Origin of the sequence: Micromonospora acroterricola, assembly GCF_003172955.1 — a bacterium.
In the GTDB taxonomy this organism is placed as follows: domain Bacteria; phylum Actinomycetota; class Actinomycetes; order Mycobacteriales; family Micromonosporaceae; genus Micromonospora; species Micromonospora acroterricola.
In genome coordinates, this window is record NZ_QGKR01000255.1 from 1 (window position 1) to 18,605 (window position 18,605).

16 protein-coding genes and 1 pseudogene are annotated in these 18,605 nt (G+C 72.0%); 10 read left to right on the plus strand and 7 right to left on the minus strand.

Annotated features, from left to right (window positions below; genetic code table 11):
* From DKT68_RS22415 to DKT68_RS22435, 5 genes and pseudogenes are all read right to left on the minus strand, one after another.
* Positions 1-347 (minus strand): annotated as a pseudogene (locus tag DKT68_RS22415) (hypothetical protein); the annotation flags it as partial.
* Positions 331-1,230 (minus strand): carbohydrate ABC transporter permease, encoded by a 900-nt coding sequence (locus DKT68_RS22420; RefSeq protein ID WP_109819369.1) that lies wholly within the window; start codon positions 1,228-1,230, stop codon positions 331-333. The pseudogene DKT68_RS22415 and the gene DKT68_RS22420, both read right to left, overlap by 17 nt.
* Entirely contained in the window at positions 1,230-2,213 is a 984-nt protein-coding gene (locus DKT68_RS22425; protein ID WP_109819370.1) for a carbohydrate ABC transporter permease, read from the minus strand. Before DKT68_RS22425 ends, DKT68_RS22420 begins: the two co-directional genes overlap by 1 nt.
* 195 nt (positions 2,214-2,408) lie before the next feature.
* Positions 2,409-3,758: an ABC transporter substrate-binding protein gene (locus tag DKT68_RS22430; protein WP_109819371.1), complete on the minus strand. Its 1,350-nt coding sequence runs from the start codon at positions 3,756-3,758 to the stop codon at positions 2,409-2,411.
* 19 nt (positions 3,759-3,777) lie between these two features.
* Positions 3,778-4,908, minus strand: coding sequence for a LacI family DNA-binding transcriptional regulator (locus DKT68_RS22435; RefSeq protein ID WP_109819381.1), 1,131 nt, complete (start codon positions 4,906-4,908; stop codon positions 3,778-3,780).
* A 239-nt stretch (positions 4,909-5,147) separates the two neighbouring features.
* On the opposite strand from DKT68_RS22435, the gene DKT68_RS22440 reads away from it, so the two are divergent.
* The 9 genes from DKT68_RS22440 (at position 5,148) to DKT68_RS31565 (ending at position 16,135) form a co-directional block, all read left to right on the plus strand.
* Entirely contained in the window at positions 5,148-6,476 is a 1,329-nt protein-coding gene (locus tag DKT68_RS22440; RefSeq protein ID WP_109819372.1) for a Gfo/Idh/MocA family protein, read from the plus strand.
* Between the two features lie 24 nt (positions 6,477-6,500).
* Positions 6,501-7,934, plus strand: coding sequence for a glucuronate isomerase (gene uxaC, locus DKT68_RS22445; RefSeq protein WP_109819373.1), 1,434 nt, complete (start codon positions 6,501-6,503; stop codon positions 7,932-7,934).
* Positions 7,931-9,235, plus strand: coding sequence for an enolase C-terminal domain-like protein (locus DKT68_RS22450; RefSeq protein WP_109819374.1), 1,305 nt, complete (start codon positions 7,931-7,933; stop codon positions 9,233-9,235). Before uxaC ends, DKT68_RS22450 begins: the two co-directional genes overlap by 4 nt.
* A complete protein-coding gene (locus tag DKT68_RS22455; protein ID WP_109819375.1) occupies positions 9,226-10,719 on the plus strand; it encodes a mannitol dehydrogenase family protein in 1,494 nt (497 codons plus the stop codon). Before DKT68_RS22450 ends, DKT68_RS22455 begins: the two co-directional genes overlap by 10 nt.
* A 141-nt stretch (positions 10,720-10,860) precedes the next feature.
* Positions 10,861-12,039 (plus strand): Gfo/Idh/MocA family protein, encoded by a 1,179-nt coding sequence (locus DKT68_RS22460; protein ID WP_109819376.1) that lies wholly within the window; start codon positions 10,861-10,863, stop codon positions 12,037-12,039.
* Positions 12,040-12,253: 214 nt separating this feature from the next.
* Complete coding sequence (locus tag DKT68_RS22465) at positions 12,254-13,609, plus strand: pectate lyase family protein (protein WP_109819377.1); 1,356 nt, start codon at positions 12,254-12,256, stop codon at positions 13,607-13,609.
* A gap of 160 nt (positions 13,610-13,769) precedes the next feature.
* On the plus strand, positions 13,770-14,495 hold the full coding sequence (locus tag DKT68_RS22470; RefSeq protein ID WP_109819378.1) for an HD domain-containing protein: 726 nt from the start codon (positions 13,770-13,772) through the stop codon (positions 14,493-14,495).
* Between the two features lie 147 nt (positions 14,496-14,642).
* Complete coding sequence (locus tag DKT68_RS31560) at positions 14,643-15,365, plus strand: FAD-binding oxidoreductase (RefSeq protein ID WP_201749151.1); 723 nt, start codon at positions 14,643-14,645, stop codon at positions 15,363-15,365.
* On the plus strand, positions 15,293-16,135 hold the full coding sequence (locus DKT68_RS31565; protein WP_201749152.1) for an FAD-dependent oxidoreductase: 843 nt from the start codon (positions 15,293-15,295) through the stop codon (positions 16,133-16,135). Before DKT68_RS31560 ends, DKT68_RS31565 begins: the two co-directional genes overlap by 73 nt.
* 234 nt (positions 16,136-16,369) lie before the next feature.
* Here the strand turns inward: DKT68_RS31565 and DKT68_RS22480 are convergent, their stop codons facing one another.
* Both DKT68_RS22480 and DKT68_RS22485 read right to left on the minus strand, forming a co-directional pair.
* Complete coding sequence (locus tag DKT68_RS22480; protein ID WP_109819379.1) at positions 16,370-16,735, minus strand: barstar family protein; 366 nt, start codon at positions 16,733-16,735, stop codon at positions 16,370-16,372.
* A gap of 72 nt (positions 16,736-16,807) precedes the next feature.
* Entirely contained in the window at positions 16,808-17,257 is a 450-nt protein-coding gene (locus DKT68_RS22485) for a ribonuclease domain-containing protein (RefSeq protein WP_236647034.1), read from the minus strand.
* A 554-nt stretch (positions 17,258-17,811) separates the two neighbouring features.
* Between DKT68_RS22485 and DKT68_RS22490 the strand changes: the two genes are divergently transcribed.
* Positions 17,812-18,605, plus strand: a 794-nt coding sequence (locus DKT68_RS22490; RefSeq protein WP_146218420.1) for a hypothetical protein, incomplete at its 3' end; no start/stop codon positions are given.

Here is an 18,605-nt window from a genome sequence, read left to right on the forward strand (position 1 = left end):
GTCACCAGCAGTGCCGGCGGACCGCCCGGCACCCGGCCGGTGGCCAGGGCCACCAGGTCGGCGGCGAGCAGCCCGGCCACGGCGAGCGCGAGGAGGCTGACCGGCACGCCGGGCAGCACCGACCGGCGGAACCGGCGCAGGGTCGCCCGCGCCGGCGGCCAACTGCCGGTACGCGTCCAGTCGTGCACCGCCGCGCTGGCCGTGCCCGCCGCCGCGGCGGCGGTGACCAGCGGGATCGCCGCGAGCGCCAGCAGGATGCCGACCAGCGCCAGGTCGGCGGCGTCCCGGACGACGTCGCGCCAGTCACGCCGCCCCCCGGCGTCCGCCGCCTCAGCCCTTGATGCCACTGGTGTTGATCCCCTCGACGAGCATCCGTTGGAACGCGACGAAGAACAGGAAGACCGGCAGCAGCGACAGCACCGACATGGCGAACATCGGCCCGACCGCGCTCTGGCTGGTCGAGTCGATGAACAGGGTCAGCGCGACCGGGACGGTGTAGTCCTCCAGTTGGGACAGGAAGACCAACTGCCGGAAGAAGTCGTTCCAGGTCCAGATGAACGAGAAGATCGCGGTGGTGACCAGCGCGGGCCGGCTCAGCGGCAGGATGACGTGCCGGAAGATGCCGTACGGGCCGGCGCCGTCGATCCGGGCCGCCTCGTCCAGCTCGCGCGGGACGCCCCGCATGAACTGCACCATCAGGAAGACGAAGAACGCCTCGGTGGCCAGGAACTGCGGGATCAGCAGCGGCAGGTACGGCCAGTCCCCACCGACGAGGCCGAGGGTCCGGAACAGGATGTACTGCGGCACGATGAGCACGTGCGACGGCAGCAGCAGCGTGCCGATCATGACGGCGAACCACATGCCGCGCAGCCGGAAGCGCAGCCGGGCGAATGCGTACGCGGCCAGCAGGCACGAGATCCCGTTGCCGACCACGGTGAGCAGGCTGACCATCGCGCTGTTGAGGAAGAACCGGCCGAAGCTGACGTCGAAGTTGGACCACCCGGCGGTGTAGTTGCCCGGGGTGAACCGCTCGGGCAGCAGCCCGATGTTGTTGACGATCTCCTCCTGGGACTTCACCGAGGTGCCGACCATCCAGATCAGCGGGTAGAGCACCACGGCGACGATCACCACGAGGATCAGCAGTCGCAGCAGCGACCGCCCGCCGGGACGCCGGCGCGCGACCGGCGTCGGCCCGGTCGGTACGCCGGCCGTCGGGGTCACCGTCACCATCACCGGTCCTCCCCGTCGGAGTAGTGCACCCAGAACCGCCCGGTGCTGAACAGGATCGCGGTGATCACCGCGATGGCGAGCAGGAACACCCAGGCCATCGCCGAGGCGTAGCCCATCTCGAGGTCGGTGAAGCCGGTGATGTAGAGGTTCAGCGTGTACATGAGGGTCGAGTCGACCGGGCCGCCGGTGCCGTTGCTGAGCACGAACGCGGCGGTGAAGCCCTGGAAGCCGTTGATCGTCTCCAGCACCAGGTTGAAGAAGATCACCGGGGAGAGCATCGGCAGGGTGACGTTGCGGAACCTGCGGAACCGGCCGGCGCCGTCCACCGACGCGGCCTCGTACAGCTCGGTGGGCACCTGCTTGAGCCCGGCCAGGAAGATCACCATCGGCGCGCCGAACTGCCAGATGGCCAGCACCATCAGCGTCTCCAGGGCCCAGTCGGGGTCGTTGACCCAGGGCCTGCCCTCGATGCCGAAGAGGCTCAGCAGCGAGTTGAACGCGCCGTCACGGTTGAACATGTTGACCCAGACGATGGCCAGCGCGACGCTGCCGCCGAGCAGCGACGGCAGGTAGAACAGCCCGCGGAACAGCCCGACCCCCCGCCAGGCGCGGTTGAGCAGCAACGCCACGCCGAGCGCGGCGGCCAGCTTCAGCGGCACGGCGATCAGCGCGAAGGTCAGGGTGACCCGCACCGCGTGCCAGTACGACGGGTCGGCGGTGAACATCCGCTCGTAGTTGGCCAGCCCCACCCACTGCACCTCCGAGAAGGGGGTGAGGATGTCGTAGTTGGTGAAGCTCAGGTAGAGCGACAGCAGCATGGGGATCGCCGTGACACCCATCAGGCCGATGAGCCACGGCGACAGGAAGACGTACCCCGCCAGACCTTCGCTGTGCCGGACGCGCCCGGGCCCGCGCCGGTCGGCGCGGACCCGGACGGAGCCGGGATCAGGTCGGGTCGGGTCGGGTGCCGTGGTCAACGCCACGAACAGCTCCTCTCCTCGCGTTGGGTCTGTGTCGAAGTCCCCGGTCGAGCCGAGGCGGAGTCCAGGCGGCGATCCGGCAAGGCGGAGATTGGTCCGGATACCGGTGTTGTATCCGGACCAATCTCCAACGCGGCCGGTCGTTGCCTGGGCCCGCCGCAGGCCGGCCAGGGACTTCGACACAGACCCTGGGGGCGGTCAGGCGATGGCGGACTTGCACGCCTCGATGAACTGGGCGGCGGCCTCGGCGGGGGTGGCCCGGCCGTACTGTGCGTTCTCGGCGGCCTTGATCAGCTCGGAGCGGACCTTGCTGTGTCCCTTGATCGGCACCTGCGGGGACTTGCCGAACTTCTGGGTCAGCTCGGCCTCGACGGCGATGGACTGCTTCATCGCCGGGTCGGTGGTGTCGTCGCTGACCACCCGGCGCAGGTCCTGGTTGGACGGCAGGCCCCGGTCGGTGCCGAGCAGCTTGACCGCCTCCTGGTCGTTGTTCAGGAAGTTGATCACGTCGACCGCGACGTCCTTGTTCTTGCTGCCGCGGAACACCGACCAGTACATCGAGGCCCGGGCCCACTGCGCGCTCGGGTCACCGGGGTAGGCGATCACGCCCAGCTCGTCCTTGGTGTTCTTCTTCAGGTCGGGCATCTGGTTGGCCCAGACCCAGGAGGTCGCCGACTTGCCGGTGACCACCAGCTGCTTGGTGATGTCGCTGGAGTTGCCCTCGTGGATCACGTCGGCGGTCGGCGTCGCCTTGCGGTCCCGGGCGCCCTTCCACAGCTCGAACCACTTGGTCACGTCCTCGGCGGTGAAGCCCAGGTCCTTGCCCTGGTAGAGGTCCTTGCCCTGCTGGCGCAGCCACACCCAGAACGCCTTGTAGTCGGCGCTCGGGTCCTGGGTGCCCGGCACCTTGGTCTTGGCGGTGACCTGCTCGGCCCAGGCGATGTGCTGCTCCCAGGTCATTCCGGTGGTCGGCTCGGGCAGGCCGTGCTTGGTCAGCAGCGTCTTGTTGTAGACCAGGCCCTGGGTGTTCTCCCCGGAGGCCAGGCCGGCGAGCTTGCCGTCGACCACGCCGTACTGCCAGAGGCTCTCCGGGAACTTGGAGGTGTCCAGCTTGCCGGACTTCTGGTAGGACGTCAGGTCCAGCGTGGTGTTGCGGCCCGCGTACTCGGCCAGGTAGTTGTCGTCGATCTGGAACAGGTCGGGCGGGTTGCCGCCGGCGGTGAGCGTCGCCAGCTTGTCGAAGTAGCCCTGGTTGGCCTGCCAGGTCTTCTCGAACGTCACGTTCGGGTGCTTCCTGGTGTACAGCGCCAGGGCGTCCTCGGTGAGCTTGGCCCGGGCGTCACCGCCCCACCAGAAGATGGAGAGCTTGACCGGGGCGTTCGGGTCGGCGGCGGAGTCGTCGTCTCCGCCGCAGGCGGCGGCGCCGAACATCAGCGGCGCGGCGACCGTCGCGGCGAGCAGGCCGCGCAGCAGCCGCCGCCTGGGCAGCGGGGTACGGTGATGACGCCCGACGGGCGTGTCAGTGGTGGGGGGCGTTGCGGGGTGCATGTGCGCTCACTCCTCGGCATTAGGAGGCGACGGCGTCACCGGTGGCCGCGGTCGCGGTGCCCGGGCCCGCAGGGCAATGCGGGTCCGGGCCCAGCGACGCGGCCAGGGGACGTGCCGGCCGGGCCTGCGGGCCCGGGCCGGTCGAGTCGCGGATGACCAGGTCGGTCTGGAGCATTACCTGTGCGGTGGTACGACGGACGCCGAGCGCCGTGCCGGCACCCAGGCCCCGCGTACCGCGCGGTGACTCGGTGTCCTGTTGCAGCAGCATGTCGACGGCCGTCCGGCCGGCGGCCGCGGTGGGTGTGGCCACCGTCGTCAGTTTGGGGCGGGTGAGCCGGCTCAGGGCGATGTCGTCGACCCCGACGACGCTCACCTCCTGCGGCACCCGGACCCCGAGCGCGTCCAGCCCCTCGATGAGGCCGATCGCCATCAGGTCGTTGTAGGCGAGCACGGCGGACACGCCGCTGCGCCGCACCTGCTCGGCGACCGCGGAGCCGCCGGTCTCGGTGGGCGCGTTCGGGCCGAGCAGGGTCAGCTCCGCGCCGCCGGCCCGGGCGGCCGTGGCGGCGGCCCGGCGCATCTCCCGGTTGGTCCACGAGCTGCGCGGCCCGCCGAGCAGCGCGATGCGGGTGTGGCCCAGGCCGACCAGGTGCTCGATCGCCGCGCGGGCACCCTGCCCGACGTCCATCAGCACGCAGGGCAGGCCGGTGACCTGGCGGTTCACCACCACCAGCGGCACCTCGCGGCTGAGCTGCTCGATGAGGCTGTTACTCATCCGCGGGCTGCACAGCAGCACCCCGTCGACCTGCTTGGCCAACGCGTGGACCAGCTCCTCCTCGGCGGTCGGGTCCTCGTTGGTGTCGGCCACGAAGACGTGGTAGTCGCGGTGCCGGGCCTGGCTCTCCGCCGCCTTGATCAGCGGCGGGAAGAACGGGTTGGCGATGTCCGCGATGATCAGACCGATGTTGTGCGTCCGCCCGGTGATCAGCGCCCGCGCGGCCCGGTTCGGCCGGTAGCCCAGATCCTCCGCGCAGGCCAGCACCCGGACCCGGGTCTCCGGGTTGACAAGGTGCGGGGCGGAGAAGGTGCGGGACACGGTGGAGATGTGCACCCCGGAGGCCCGAGCGACGTCCCGGATGGTGACTGGCACGGCGGCCCCTTCGTCCGATGTGGCGGCGGTCACGTGGGTGCCGCCAATTAATGCAAACGGTTGCTCCAGTGTCAACGGTGGTCGATTACGGTTCTGTTGCGCCAGCGCTCCCGGTGGTGACTCACGGCCCCGCAAACACTGACATTTACCGCTGATTGTGTCGCCCTCGTTGACGCGATTGGATCGAGCGTGATTACTTCACTGCAAACCTTTGCAGGATCACCCGGGGAGGCGACCCAATGTCACCGAGAGCCGACGGCCGGGTCCGGTACGCCGTCGTGGGCACCGGCGCACGGGCGGAGATGTTCGTCCGGGCCCTGGTGCTCGACCACGCCGAGACCACCGAGCTGGTCGCCTTCGCCGATGTCAACCAGGCCCGGATGGACGCGCACAACCGCTGGCTGACCGAGCTGGGTCACCGGCCGGTGCCGACGTACCCGGCCGGCGACTTCCTCGCCATGCTGGACAAGGAGCGGGTCGACGTCGTCCTGGTGACCAGCGTGGACGTCACGCACGACGAGTACGTGGTGGCCGCGCTGCACGCCGGCCGGGAGGTCGTCACCGAGAAGCCGATGACGGTGGACGCGCCGCGCTGCCGACGGATCCTGGACGCGGTGGCGGAGACCGGCGGCCGGGTGACCGTCGCCTTCAACTACCGCTACAACCCGCTGCACGAGCAGGTTCGCCGGCTGCTCGCCGAGGGCGCCGTCGGCGAGATCGGCTCGGTGCACTTCGAGTGGCTGCTCGACGTGCGGCACGGCGCCGACTACTTCCGCCGCTGGCACCGGGACAAGGCCACCTCCGGCGGGCTCATGGTGCACAAGGCCAGCCACCACTTCGACCTGGTCAACTGGTGGCTGGCCGCCACACCGGTCGAGGTGTACGCCGCCGGGCGCCTGTTCTTCTACGGCGAGCCCGGCCGCCGGCACGGCTACGCCCGCGACTACGAACGGGCGCACGGCTCCCCCGCCGCCGCCGACGACCCGTTCGCGCTGCGGCTGGACGCGCACCCCCGGCTGCGCGAGCTGTACCTCGACGCCGAGGCCGAGGACGGCTACCAGCGTGACCGCAACGTGTTCGCCCCCGGGGTGAGCATCGAGGACGACATGGCGGTGCTCGCCCGCTACTCCACCGGCGCCACGATGACCTACCACCTCACCGCGTACTCCCCCTGGGAGGGCTACCGGGTGATGGTCAACGGCAGCCGGGGCCGGCTGGAGCTGGAGGTCACCGAGAACGACTTCGTCGACCGGGGCACCGCCGGCGCGGTCAAGGGAGCCGCGCTGCACGGCGCCGAGGCGCCGGCCGAGGGCGGCGGCACCACGCTCACCGTGCGCCCCTTCTGGGCCCCGCCCCGGCAGATCCCGGTCGAGGCCCGGATCCGGCACGGGCACGGCGGCGCGGACGCCCGGATGACCGGGGTGCTCTTCGGTGGCCACCCCGACCCGCTGGACCGCGCCGCGACCGCCGACGACGGCGCGCTGGCCCTGCTCACCGGCCTGGCGGCCAACCGGTCCTTCGAGACCGGTCAACCGGTCCGGGTCGCCGACCTGCTCACCCCCCGCTGACCCACCGACGAGGAGCCCATCCCCGTGCCCACGTTCGACAACACCGACCTGCTCCTGCCGCCCGAACCCGGGCAGCGCGCCCTGGCCCGGGAGCTGTACGCCCTGGCCGCGGAGCAACCCATCATCTCGCCGCACGGGCACGTCGACCCGGCCCTGCTCGCCGAGGACCGGCCGTTCCCCGACCCGGCGCAGCTGCTCATCGTGCCCGACCACTACCTGACCCGGATGCTGCTCAGTCAGGGCGTACCCCCGGCGGACCTCGGCGTGCCCACCCGCGACGGCAGCCCGGTGGAGACCGACGGCCGGATCATCTGGCGTCGGTTCGCCGCGCACTGGCACCTGTTCCGGGGCACCCCGTCCCGGCTCTGGCTGGAGCAGACCTTCCGCACCGTGTTCGGGGTGCACACCGCGCTCGGCCCGGCCACCGCCGACGCCGTCTACGACGAGCTGGCTGCCCGGCTCGCCGAGCCGGACTTCCGGCCCCGGGCGCTGTTCGAGCGGTTCGGCATCGAGGTGCTGGCCACCACCGAGTCACCGCTGGACGACCTCGGCCAGCACGCCAAGCTCGCCGCCGACGGCTGGGGCGGGCCGGGCGGCCGGGTCGTCACCACCTTCCGGCCGGACGACGTGGTGGACATGGAGTTCGAGGGCTGGTCGACCAACGTGGACCGGCTGGGCGAGCTGGCCGGCGAGGACACCGGCACGTACGCCGGTTACCTGGCCGCGCTGCGGGCGCGCCGGGCCGCGTTCATCGCCGCCGGCGCGACCTCCTCCGACCACGGTCACCCCACCGCGCGCACCCTGGACCTGGCGCCGGAGGAGGCCGCGCGGCTGTACGACCGGGGCCGGCGCGGCGAGGCCGACGCGGCCGACGCGGAGGCGTTCCGGGCGCACATGCTGGTGGAGTTCGCCCGGATGTCGCTCGACGACGGCCTGGTCATGCAGCTGCACCCGGGAGCGGTGCGCAACCACAACCGCTGGCTGCACGCCCGGCACGGCCGCGACGTCGGCGGGGACGTCCCGCAGGCCACCGAGTACGTGCACGCGCTCGCGCCGCTGCTGGAGCGCTACGGCAACGACCCCCGGCTGCGGGTGGTGCTCTACACCCTCGACGAGGACACCTTCACCCGCGAGCTGGCGCCGCTGGCGGGCGGCTACGCCGCGCTGCTGCTCGGCGCGCCCTGGTGGTTCCTGGACTCTCCCGAGGTGCTACGCCGGTTCCGGGAGACCGTCACCGAGACCGCCGGGTTCTACAACACCACCGGGTTCGTCGACGACACCCGGGCGTTCTGCTCCATTCCGGTCCGTCACGACGTGGCCCGGAGGGTGGACGCCGGTTTCCTGGCCCGGCTGGTCGCCGAGCACCGACTGCCGATGGACGAGGCGGCCGAAACCATCGTCGACCTGGCGTACCGGCTGCCCAGGCGGGTCTTCAACTTCGGGGGGCAGAACCAGTGAGTGTCACCATCACCTCTGTCGAGGTGCACGACGTGCGGTTCCCGACGGCCGCCCGTGGCGACGGCTCCGACGCCATCAACCGGGGCGACTACTCGGCGACCTACGTGGAGCTGGTCACCGACGCCGGGCCGACCGGCGCCGGTTTCACCTTCACCAACGGCCGGGGCAACGAGATCACCTGCGCGGCGGTCCGCGCGCTGGCCCACCACGTCCGGGGACGCACGGTCGAGGAGATCGTCGCCGAGCCGGTGGCGTTCTGGCGCTCGCTCAGCGCGGACGTGCAGTTGCGCTGGCTGGGCCCGGAGAAGGGCGTCATCCACATGGCGACCGGCGCGCTCGTCAACGCGGTCTGGGACCTGCGGGCCACCCTGGCCGGCAAGCCGATGTGGCGGTTCCTCGCCGAGATGCCCACCGACGAGCTGGTCGCCAGCATCGACTTCCGGCACATTAGCGACGCGCTCACCCCGGACGAGGCGGCCGCGATCCTCGACAAGGGACGCGACGGGCTGGCCGACCGGCTCAGCGTGCTGGAACGCGACGGCTTCCCTTCGTACACCACCTCGGTCGGCTGGCTCGGCTACCCCGACGACAAGGTGCGGGCGTTGACCCGGCGGGCGTACGACGACGGCTGGCGGGCGATGAAGATGAAGGTCGGCGGGCCACTCGAGGACGACCTGCGCCGGGCCCGGATCATCCGGTCCGAGATCGGCCCGGACGCGCTGCTCATGATGGACGCCAACCAGGTGTGGGACGTCGACGAGGCGATCACGGCGATGACGGCCCTGGCCGAGGTCGACCCGTACTGGATCGAGGAGCCGACGCACGCCGACGACATCCTCGGCCACGCCCGGATCGCCCGCGCGGTGGGCGAGCTGACCGGTGGCCGGTGTCGGGTGGCCACCGGTGAGGTGGCCGCCAACCGGGTGATCTTCAAGCAACTGCTCCAGGCCGAGGCGATCGGCGTGATGCAGATCGACGCGTGCCGGGTCGGCGGGGTCAACGAGGTGCTCGCGGAGCTGCTGCTCGCGGCCAAGTTCGGGGTGCCGGTCTGCCCGCACGCCGGCGGCGTCGGCCTCTGCGAGTACGTCCAGCACCTGGCGATCTTCGACTACCTGCGGGTCGGCACCGGCCTGGACGGGCGGATGGTCGAGTACGTCGACCACCTGCACGAGCACTTCGTCGACCCGGTACGCACCCGTGGCGGCCGTTACCTGCTGCCCGACCGGCCCGGCTACAGCGCCACCATGAAGCCGGCGTCCATCGCCGAGTTCCGCTTCCCGGACGGTCCGGCATGGCGGTGACCGTCGGCGCGTCCCGACTCGGCCTGGGCGTGCTGCGCCGGCTGCCCGCCGAGGCTCGACCGCTGGTGCGACCGGGCACCGTGCCGGCCGGCGTCGTGCACCTCGGGCTGGGCGCGTTCCACCGCGCGCACCAGGCCGTCTACACCGAGGCCGCGATCGGCGCGGCCGGCGGCGACTGGGGCATCGTGGCGGTCGCCCCGCGCAGCACGACGCTGGTCGAGGCGCTCGCCGCTCAGGACAACCTGTTCAGCGTGAGCGCCCTCTCCGCCGCCGGCAGCGCCACCCGGGTGGTGGGGGCGCTGAGCGGGGTCCGGCACGCTCCCAGCGACCCGGACGCCGTGGTGGCGCTGCTCGCCGACCCGGCGGTGCGGGTGGTGACGTTGACCGTCACCGAGAAGGCGTACCAGCTCGACCCGGTGACCGGTCTGCTGTGCCCCGACTCCGCGCTCGCCGCGGACCTCGCCGGCGGTGGCCCTCCGGCCACCGTCCCGGGGCTGCTGCTGCGCGGGCTCGCCGCTCGGGCCGCGACGGACGCCGGGCCGGTGGCGCTGGTCAGTTGTGACAACCTCCCGGCCAACGGCCGGCGGCTGCGCGGTCTCGTCGACCAGGCGGTCGGCCGGGCCACCGGCGTACCGGCCGGGCTTGCCGACTGGGTCGCGGCCAACGTCACCTGCCCGGGAACCATGGTGGACCGGATCGTGCCGGCCAGCACCCCGGAGACGATCGAGGCGGCCCGCCGCGCGCTGGGCGTGACCGACCTGGCCGCGGTGGCCGCCGAGCCGTACGCGCAGTGGGTCATCGAGGACGACTTCCCCGGCGGCCGGCCGGGCTGGGAGCACGCCGGGGCGGTGCTCACCGGCGACGCCGGCCCGTGGGAGCGGCTGAAGCTGCGCACCCTCAACGGCGTGCACTCGGCGGTGGCGTACCTCGGCGCGCTGGCCGGCCGGGAGACCATCGCCGACGCGTTGGAGATCCCGCATATGACCGACGTGCTGCGCCGGCTGATCGCCGAGGACGTGGCGCACAGCTTCACGCCCCCGGACGGGGTCCGGGTGGTCGACTACGGCGAGCAGGTACTCGCCCGCTTCGGCAACCCCGCGATCCGGCACCGCACCCTCCAGGTGGCGACGGACGGCTCGCAGAAGCTGCCGCAACGCGTCCTGCACACCATCGCCGATCTGCGCGCCGCCGGCAGGTCCGCCCGCTGGGGCGCGCTGGTGGTGGCCGCCTGGTTGCGCTTCGCGCTGGGGTACGCCGACGACGGCCGGCCGCTGCCGTTGCAGGACCCCCTCGCCGGGCCGATCCGGGCCGCGCTGGACGCGGGCGCGCAGACGCCGGCCGGCGCGGTCGACGCGGTCTTCGCGCTGCGTGAGATCGTCCCGGCCGAGGTGGCCGCGGACGACGAGGTACGGGTCGAAGTGACCGCCTGGCTGACCGCGCTCACGCGGCACGGCGTCGAGGCGACGCTGGCCGGTGCCCGGTGACCGGGACGACCATGGCCGGTGCCCGGTGACCGGGACGACCATGGCCGGTGCCCGGTGACCGGGGCGACACTGGCCGGTGCCCGGTGACCGGGGCGACACTGGCCGGTGCCCGGTGACCGGGGCGACACTGGCCGGTGCCCGGTGACCCGGGTGTCGCCGCCGCCCCGGGTCGCGGTGATCGGAGCGAACGGGCACGGCCGGTGGCACCGGCGGGTGATCGCGCCGCTGCACGCCGCCGGCCGGCTGCGGTTGGTCGCCCTGGTCGACGTCCGGCCGGTGGAGGACGACCCCGAGGCGCCGGTGCCACCCGGGGTCGGGCTGTTCACCGACCACCGGGCGATGCTCGCCGCCGCCCGCCCCGAGGTGGTGGTCATCTGCACACCGCCACACACCCACCTGCCGATCGCCCGGGACGCCCTCGCGGCCGGCGCGGACCTGCTGCTGGAGAAACCGCCGGTGCTGTCGCTGGCCGAGCACGAGGAGCTGACCTGGGCGCTGGCGGCGGCCGGTCGGGTGGCGCAGGTCGGCTTCCAGGCACTCGGTTCGGCGGCGCTGACCGCGCTGACCGACGCGCTGGCCGCCGGCCGGCTGGGCACGGTCACCGGCATCGCCACCGTCGCCGCGTGGCAACGTCCGGACGCCTACTACGCCCGTTCCCCCTGGGCCGGGCGGCGCAGCCTGGACGGCCGGCCGGTGCTGGACGGCGCGCTGGCCAACCCGCTCGCCCACGCGGTGATGCAGTGCCTGGCGGTCGCCGAGGCGCTCGGGGGGGCGCCGCCGTGGCCGGTCGCCATCGAGGTCGAGCGCTACCGGGTCCGGCCGATCGAGGTGGAGGACACGGCGGTGCTGCGGGTCCGGTTCCGCGCCGGCCCGCCGGTGCTGGCCGCGGTCACGCTCGCCGCCGAGGAGTTCGTGCCCGGCGAGGTGGTGGTCACCGGCACGGCGGGGCGGGCGGTGCTCGAGTACCCGACCGACCGGTTGCGGCTGCCCGGGGACGTGGTCACCCGCCGGGTTCCCGGCCGGCGGGGGCTGCTGGAGAACCTGCTCGCGCACCGGGCCGACCCGGCCGGCGTGCCGCTGATCGCCCCGCTGGGCCGTACGGCCCCGTTCACGGCGCTGCTGGACGCGCTGCGGGCCGCGCCGGAACCCCGACTGCTCGACGGCGACTTCATCGCCGTGGTGGGCGACGGCGGCGAGCGGGTACGCCATCTGCGGGGCGTGGTCGACGTGCTGCGCCGGGCGGCCGAGCGGGGGGCGCTGCCGAGCGAGCTGGCGGTGCCGTGGGCGGTGCCGGCGTACCGCGCGGAGCTGGCGGGATAGGGGGCGACGGCAACCGGAGTGCAAACACCGCCCGGACTCTTTCGGGCCGCATCGGACAGACCATCTCGAATACTCGACCGGCAACGGTCGGGCAGTGCCGGGCGAGTCAGACAACTGCAACATTCCTGCACACAATTCATATTGACTCTCATAAAACCAGATATCTACCGTTCCTGGTGACTGCCCCATCACCACCAGCGAATGGGAAGAATCGATGCGCAAGATGCTCACCGGCGCTACGGTGATCGCCCTCCTGCTCGGTGCCACACCCGCCGACGCCGCTCCCCGCCCCGACCCACCCGCCGCCGACGGCCTCTCCTGGGCAGCCCGCCACCTCGGCCGGCAGGTTCTGCCCGAGCGGGACGGTTGGGCGGCCGAGGGCGCCGGGACGACCGGCGGCTCGGCCGCAGCGCCCGACCGGACCCGGGTGGTCCGCAGCCGCGCCGAGCTGGTCGCCGCGCTCGGCGGCGACAACGCCAGCAACGCCACCGACGCCACCCCGAAACTCATCTACGTCGACGGCGCCGTCGACGGCTTCGAGGGGCCCGACGGCACCCCGCTGAGCTGCGAAAACCTCGCCGACCCGGAGTACCGGCTGGACGCCTACCTGGCCGCGTACGACCCGGCGGTGTGGGGGCGGGTGCCGCCGGCCGGCCCGCTGGAGGAGGCCCGGGTGCGCTCGGTGGCCAACCAGACCCGGCAGACCCAGCTCAACGTCGGCCCCAACACCACCATCATCGGGTTGCGGGGCGCCCGGCTGAGCGGGCTCACCCTCATGATCGACCGGGCCCCGAACGTCATCGTCCGCAACCTGACCTTCGTCGACGCCCGGGACTGCTTCCCCGCCTGGTCGCCGACCGACGGCGAGGCCGGCAACTGGAACAGCCAGTACGACCAGATCTCGGTGCGCCGCAGCGAGCACGTCTGGGTCGACCGCAACACCTTCACCGACGGCGACAACCCGGACAGCGCCCAACCGACCTACTTCGGACGGCCGTACCAGGTGCACGACGGGTCGTTGGACGTGACGCACACCGCCAGCCTGGTCACCGCCTCCTGGAACCGCTTCAGCGGACGGGACAAGCTCATGCTGATCGGCTCGTCCAACACGGTCGGCCCGGACGTGGGGCGGCTGAAGGTCACCCTGCACCACAACCTCTTCGACAGCGTCCTGCAACGGGTGCCCCGGGTGCGCTTCGGCCAGGTCGACGTCTACAACAACCACTACCGGCTCGGCGGCGCCGGTTTCCAGTACGCGCTCGGCGTCGGCGTCCAGTCCGCGCTCTACGCGGAGAACAACTTCTTCACCCTGGACGCGGCGGTCGACCCGGCCGACCTGCTCTACGACTGGGGCGGCACCGCGCTCACCGAGCGGGGCACCTGGGTCCGCCAGGGCGGTGGCCCGGCCCGGCCGGTCGACCTGCTGGCCGCGTACAACGCCGCGCACGACCCCGACCTGGGTGCCGACGCCGGCTGGACGCCCACCCTGCGCCGCGACCCGGTCCTCCCGGCGCCGCTGGTCCCGCTCCTGGTGGGCCCGCTCGCCGGCGCCGACCGGCTGCCCATCTGACCGGCCGGCCCGCCCTCGGGCGGGCACGGGCGGATCACCGGCTGAGCTCGACCGCCCTGCCGACCGGGCCGACGTCGTCACGGCGTCGGCCCGGTTCCGTGCGGTCGGGTCGGTGACGCACGGGGCGATCGACATGGTGAAGATCGGCTATAAGTGACGCATGGACTTCCCGCCGCACCTGGGCAGCATGCCGATGCACGCGATCACCGAGATCCATGGCGAACCGGGCCTGCTGGAACGCTTCCGGTTGGAGATCCAACAGTTCGACGACGCCGCCCGGGCCCGGCTGACCGCCGCGCTCGACCTCGCCGCCGACCTGCACCGCGACGATCGGCGCGTCCGCGAGCCGTACCTCAACCACCTGCTGCGGGTGGCCATCCGGCTGATGCACCACTACCAGGTGCGCGACGTGGACGTGATCGTCGCGGGCCTGCTGCACGACGCGGTCGAGGACCATCCGGCCGAGCTGGCCGACGGCGACGCGGCCGCCGACCCGGTGGAGGCCGCGTTGGCCACGCTGGCCACCCGGTTCGGGCCACGGGTGGCGACGCTGGTCGCCGCCGTCACCAACCCGGTGTACGACCCCCGGCGCGACCGCAACACGCAGTACTGCGAGCACCTGGCGGTGAGCCTCGACCGGGAGCCCTGGGCCCGGGTGATCAAGGTGTCGGACTTCACCGACAACGGCGTCGGCGTGATCCACACCGTCGGGCCGAAGGTCGTCTCCTCGGCCCGGAAGTACCGGCCGCTGGTGCCGCTCTTCCGCGATTTGATCGGCCGGCCGGACACCCCGTTGTCGCCGGCGGTGAAGCGGCACATCTTCGGCCAGCTCGATCTTGCCGAGGAGCGGTTCAGCGCCATCCTGGACCAGCCCGCCCGGTACTGACCCGTTCCGGATCACCCGACCGGGTTCCGTGACAAGTTCTCAGATCTGCGAGGAAGCCTCGGGCATTACGGTTGGTTTGCGCCAGATGAGGAAAAGTCCCTCTCGGTTCATCTTTCGGGCGTGTCACCAATCGAGAGGATTCGGACCATGCGCGACCTTTCCCGTCGTGATCTACTCAGGGCGACGGCCGTCGGCGCCGGAGCGGTCGCCATCCCGAGCATGATCGCCGGCAGCTCGGCCATCGCGGCCGACGGTCCCGGGTGGCCCTCCGACACGAAGTTCCCGCCGGCACAGCTGACCGGCCGGATCGTCCGCCCGCAGAGCCCCGACTACGCGGAGGCCAGCCTCGGCTGGGACGAGCTGTTCGTGCACTATCCGCTGGTCATCGTCTTCGCTCAGGAGACCCAGGACGTGGTCAACGCCCTCACCTGGGCGCGGCAGCACAACGTCGCGCTGCGGGTACGCAGCGGCCGGCACAACCTGGAAGGCTGGTCGAACGTCGACAACGGCATCGTGATCGACGTCAGCGAGCTGAAGGACGTCCACATCGACACCGCCACCCGCACGGCGAAGGTCGGCGCGGGGCTCAACCAGTCCGAGGCGGTGACCGCCCTCGGGGAGTACGCCCTCGCGGCGACGACCGGCACGGAGGGGACCGTGGGCCTCTCCGGCGCGACACTCGGCGGCGGCTTCGGCTTCCTCACCCGCTACCTCGGGATGGCCTGCGACAACCTCATCGGCGCGGAGATCGTCGTGGCGGCGGGCGCCGACGGCGCGAAGGTGCTCGAGGTGGACCCGTGGAACCACTCGGACCTGCTCTGGGCGCTGCGCGGAGCGGCAACGGCAACTTCGGAATCGTCACCTCCCTGACCTACAAGGTCGCTCCGCTCACCAGCGTCGCCTACCTCCAGGTGACCTGGCCCGGTCTCGGCGACCTGCACGAGGTCTTCGACGCCTGGCAGCGTGTCGCACCCTTCACCGACCCCCGCCTCGGCACCCAGGTCGAGGTCCACCCGGATGAGATCCTGCTGTTCGCAGTGCTCGCAGACGGGTCCGAGGCAGAGGCCAGGAAGCTGCTGGCACCGATCCTGTCGATCGGCAACCCCACGGTCACCGTGCAGATCGGCGGCTGGGGCGACGTCTACGCCGGCTTCCAGATCCCGAACGAGGACGAGCCGGCGAAATGGAAGTTCTTCTCCCAGTTCACCCGCGAGCCGTTCCCCGAGAAGGCGGTCAGCGTGATCCAAGCGTTCATGGAGAAGGCGCCCTCGCCCGACAGCAACTTCTTCACCCAGGCATTCGGCAGCGGGGCGCAACGGCAGGAGCCGTTCGGTGGCGCGGCCTTCCCGCACCGCGACGCGCTCTTCTACTCCGAGCCCGGCGTCGGCTGGGGCACCCGCGGCGAACCCGACAGCGATGACGCCGTGACTCCGATCGCCCAGACCTGGATCGCCGAGTTCAGTCAGGCGCTGCGACCCTACGTGGACGGTGCCTACGTGAACGTGCCGAACATCGGCATGGCCGAGTGGGAAACCGCCTACTGGGGGCGCAACTTCCCCCGGCTGCGCAAGGTCAAGGCGAAGTACGATCCGCACAACGTCTTCCAGTACGAGCAGAGCATCCCACCCGCGACGCTCTGACCGGGATGACCGGCGGTGCGGGTGGCACCAACCCGCACCGCCGGGCCACCAACCTCGTGCGCGGGAGGGGAGGCGCGACCCGGCGCGGGAGGCGTGTCACTCGTGAGCGACATACCTCAAAGTCATATTGATACCTCGGAGTCATAGCCCTCATCGGAGTATCTGCCTCCCCGGTGCCGTCATCCACCGTGAGATTTCGTCCCCGCTGCCGCTGAAGGCCGGACGGGCAGCGGGTCAGAAGGCCGGGGCCTCGTTGAGGACGACGCGCAGCGGGTGCGGGGCGGTGGTGGCGACGTCGCCGAGCACGGCGAGCAGCAGGGCGTACTGACCGGTCGGCTCGTCAACGAGCAGCTGGCCGGCGTCGGTGATCAGCAGGGTGAGCGGGCCGGCGGCCAGCCGGTCCCGGAGCACGTCGGAGAGAGCGTCCCAGGTGTTCCCCAGGTACGCCGGCAGGGGCAGCAGATCGGCGAGCGCGGCGAACAGCCCGGCCCTGGTCCGGGTCGCCGCTCCGGCCAGCACCACCGCGCCGGGCACATCGAGGGCGTCGTCGCGGCGGACGATCAGCCAATCGGGCGCGCGACCCTCGTCCTCATCGACCATCACGTGCCTCCTGTTCTGACCGGGCGACGACGCGGGGGGCCGGCCGACCGCGGCCGGTCGGCCCCAGGTCGGTCAGAGCCGGTAGAAGTCGGTGTAGTGGTTGGGCGAGAACCAGGTGACCCCGGTGCTGCGGTTCACCACGATCCGGTACGCGTCCCGGGCGGCGCCCTGGGTGCGCGGGTAGACGTCGTACTCGTAGTAGGTGGCGTTGGTGGGCAGTTGACCCTCGTAGTTGTAGAACCGGCCGCCTGCGAAGTTGGACAGCCCGCCACTCCAGGAATACCAGCCGCGGCTGGTCGGGAAGCCCTTGGCCGACCACCCGGAGCGGGCGGTGCGGGCGTCCGCGCAGCGGCTGACGGTGCAGGAGCTGTAGACCGCCGCCGAGGCGGAGTCCGTCAGCCGGGGCGCCACCACGGACGGGCCGACCAGCGCGGCCGCGACCATGGCGAGGAGCAGGGCGAGGGTGGTGGTACGCCGGCGGATCGCGCCGAGCGTGGCCAGCGGGGACACGAGGGTGGACACAGGTTGCCTCCAGACCATCCGGTTCATCGATCCGCGTCACTATCGGATCGGAACCAGTCTCACCGTTGCCGGTCGCCCGCAACAGCCCTCGCCGCGCCAACGGCTCCACAATGCTCGGTGAACCCCGGATGATCATCTGTTTCGGCGCGCCCGATCGGGAGCAGCGCGAGGATGCCGATGCTGACCCAGACGTACGGCCCGGCGAGCTGCCGCAGCGTGCTCTACCAGGCGGCGTGCGCGCCCACGGGGAGCGCACCGGCGGCCAGGCCGGCGCAGGACAGCAGCGTGGCACCGACGCCCCCGAGCAGCGGTACGCGACGACGGTCGGCAGTGTGCGCACTCGGGCAGGATGTCGCCCACGGCTGACCGCCACACGACGCCCGGACGATCACCAGGCGACGTCGTGATGTCGTACCGGCTCGGCCGTCCCGCCGGCGACGGCGCATGGTCTGGTTCGTGTCGATATGCGGTCTGCTCGGTCACGGCGTGGCGGCCGGCAGATCGGTCACCGGTTGTTAGCGTAAAACCCGGATCCGTAACCGTGGAGGGGTGCCATGACGGACGCCCCCGGCGGGAGGCCGAGGCCCGCGGACCAGTGGCGACACCGGGGCGTACGAGGGTTGACCATCGCCCGCGACGCCGGCGTGCGCGGCTGGCGGTGGTGGGCGCGGAGCTGGGATCGGCTGGTCGCCGCGCTCCAGGACGAGGCGCCCGTCGGTTCCGCTGCCGCGCCGTCGCCGCCCGGTCCACTCGTCGAACAACGCGACGCGCCCCGGCTGATCGCCGTCCCGGCACGCGGGTACGTGTACTCGTTCTACATCCGCGCCACGTTCGCCTGGTCGTCACCGGCGAGCCTGCGGTCCGAGGTGCTGAGCTGGTACGTGCAGTACTTCCAACCGAACGCGATCCAGCGGCTGACCCGGCTCGCCGCGGACGCCGCCCGGGACCTGCCCCCGCACCGCGCCGGTGACCTGGAGGTGGCGCTGCAGCAGGCGCTCGCCGAGGATCCCCTGTGGCACTACCAACGGGGCGACGTCACGCTCACCTGCCGCCCCGACGCCGCCGTACGACTCGACGAGCGGATCATGCCGGCGCTCCAGCCGCACGTCGACCGCCTGGTCAAGCTCGAGTATCAGTTCGACGAGCAGATCCAAAAGGCCCGGTACGCCGAGGAGCTGAGCCGCCAGTGGGCGACGATCCTGGATGACCACGCGGACGACCACGACCTGGCCGACGCCCGCGACCACATGCTCGCCACGCAAAGAGAAGCCGCACGATGGATCGCCGAACTCCTCCACCGCCACGCCAACCCCGCACCGGAATCGGCCCCCACGCCCAGGGTCCCCCC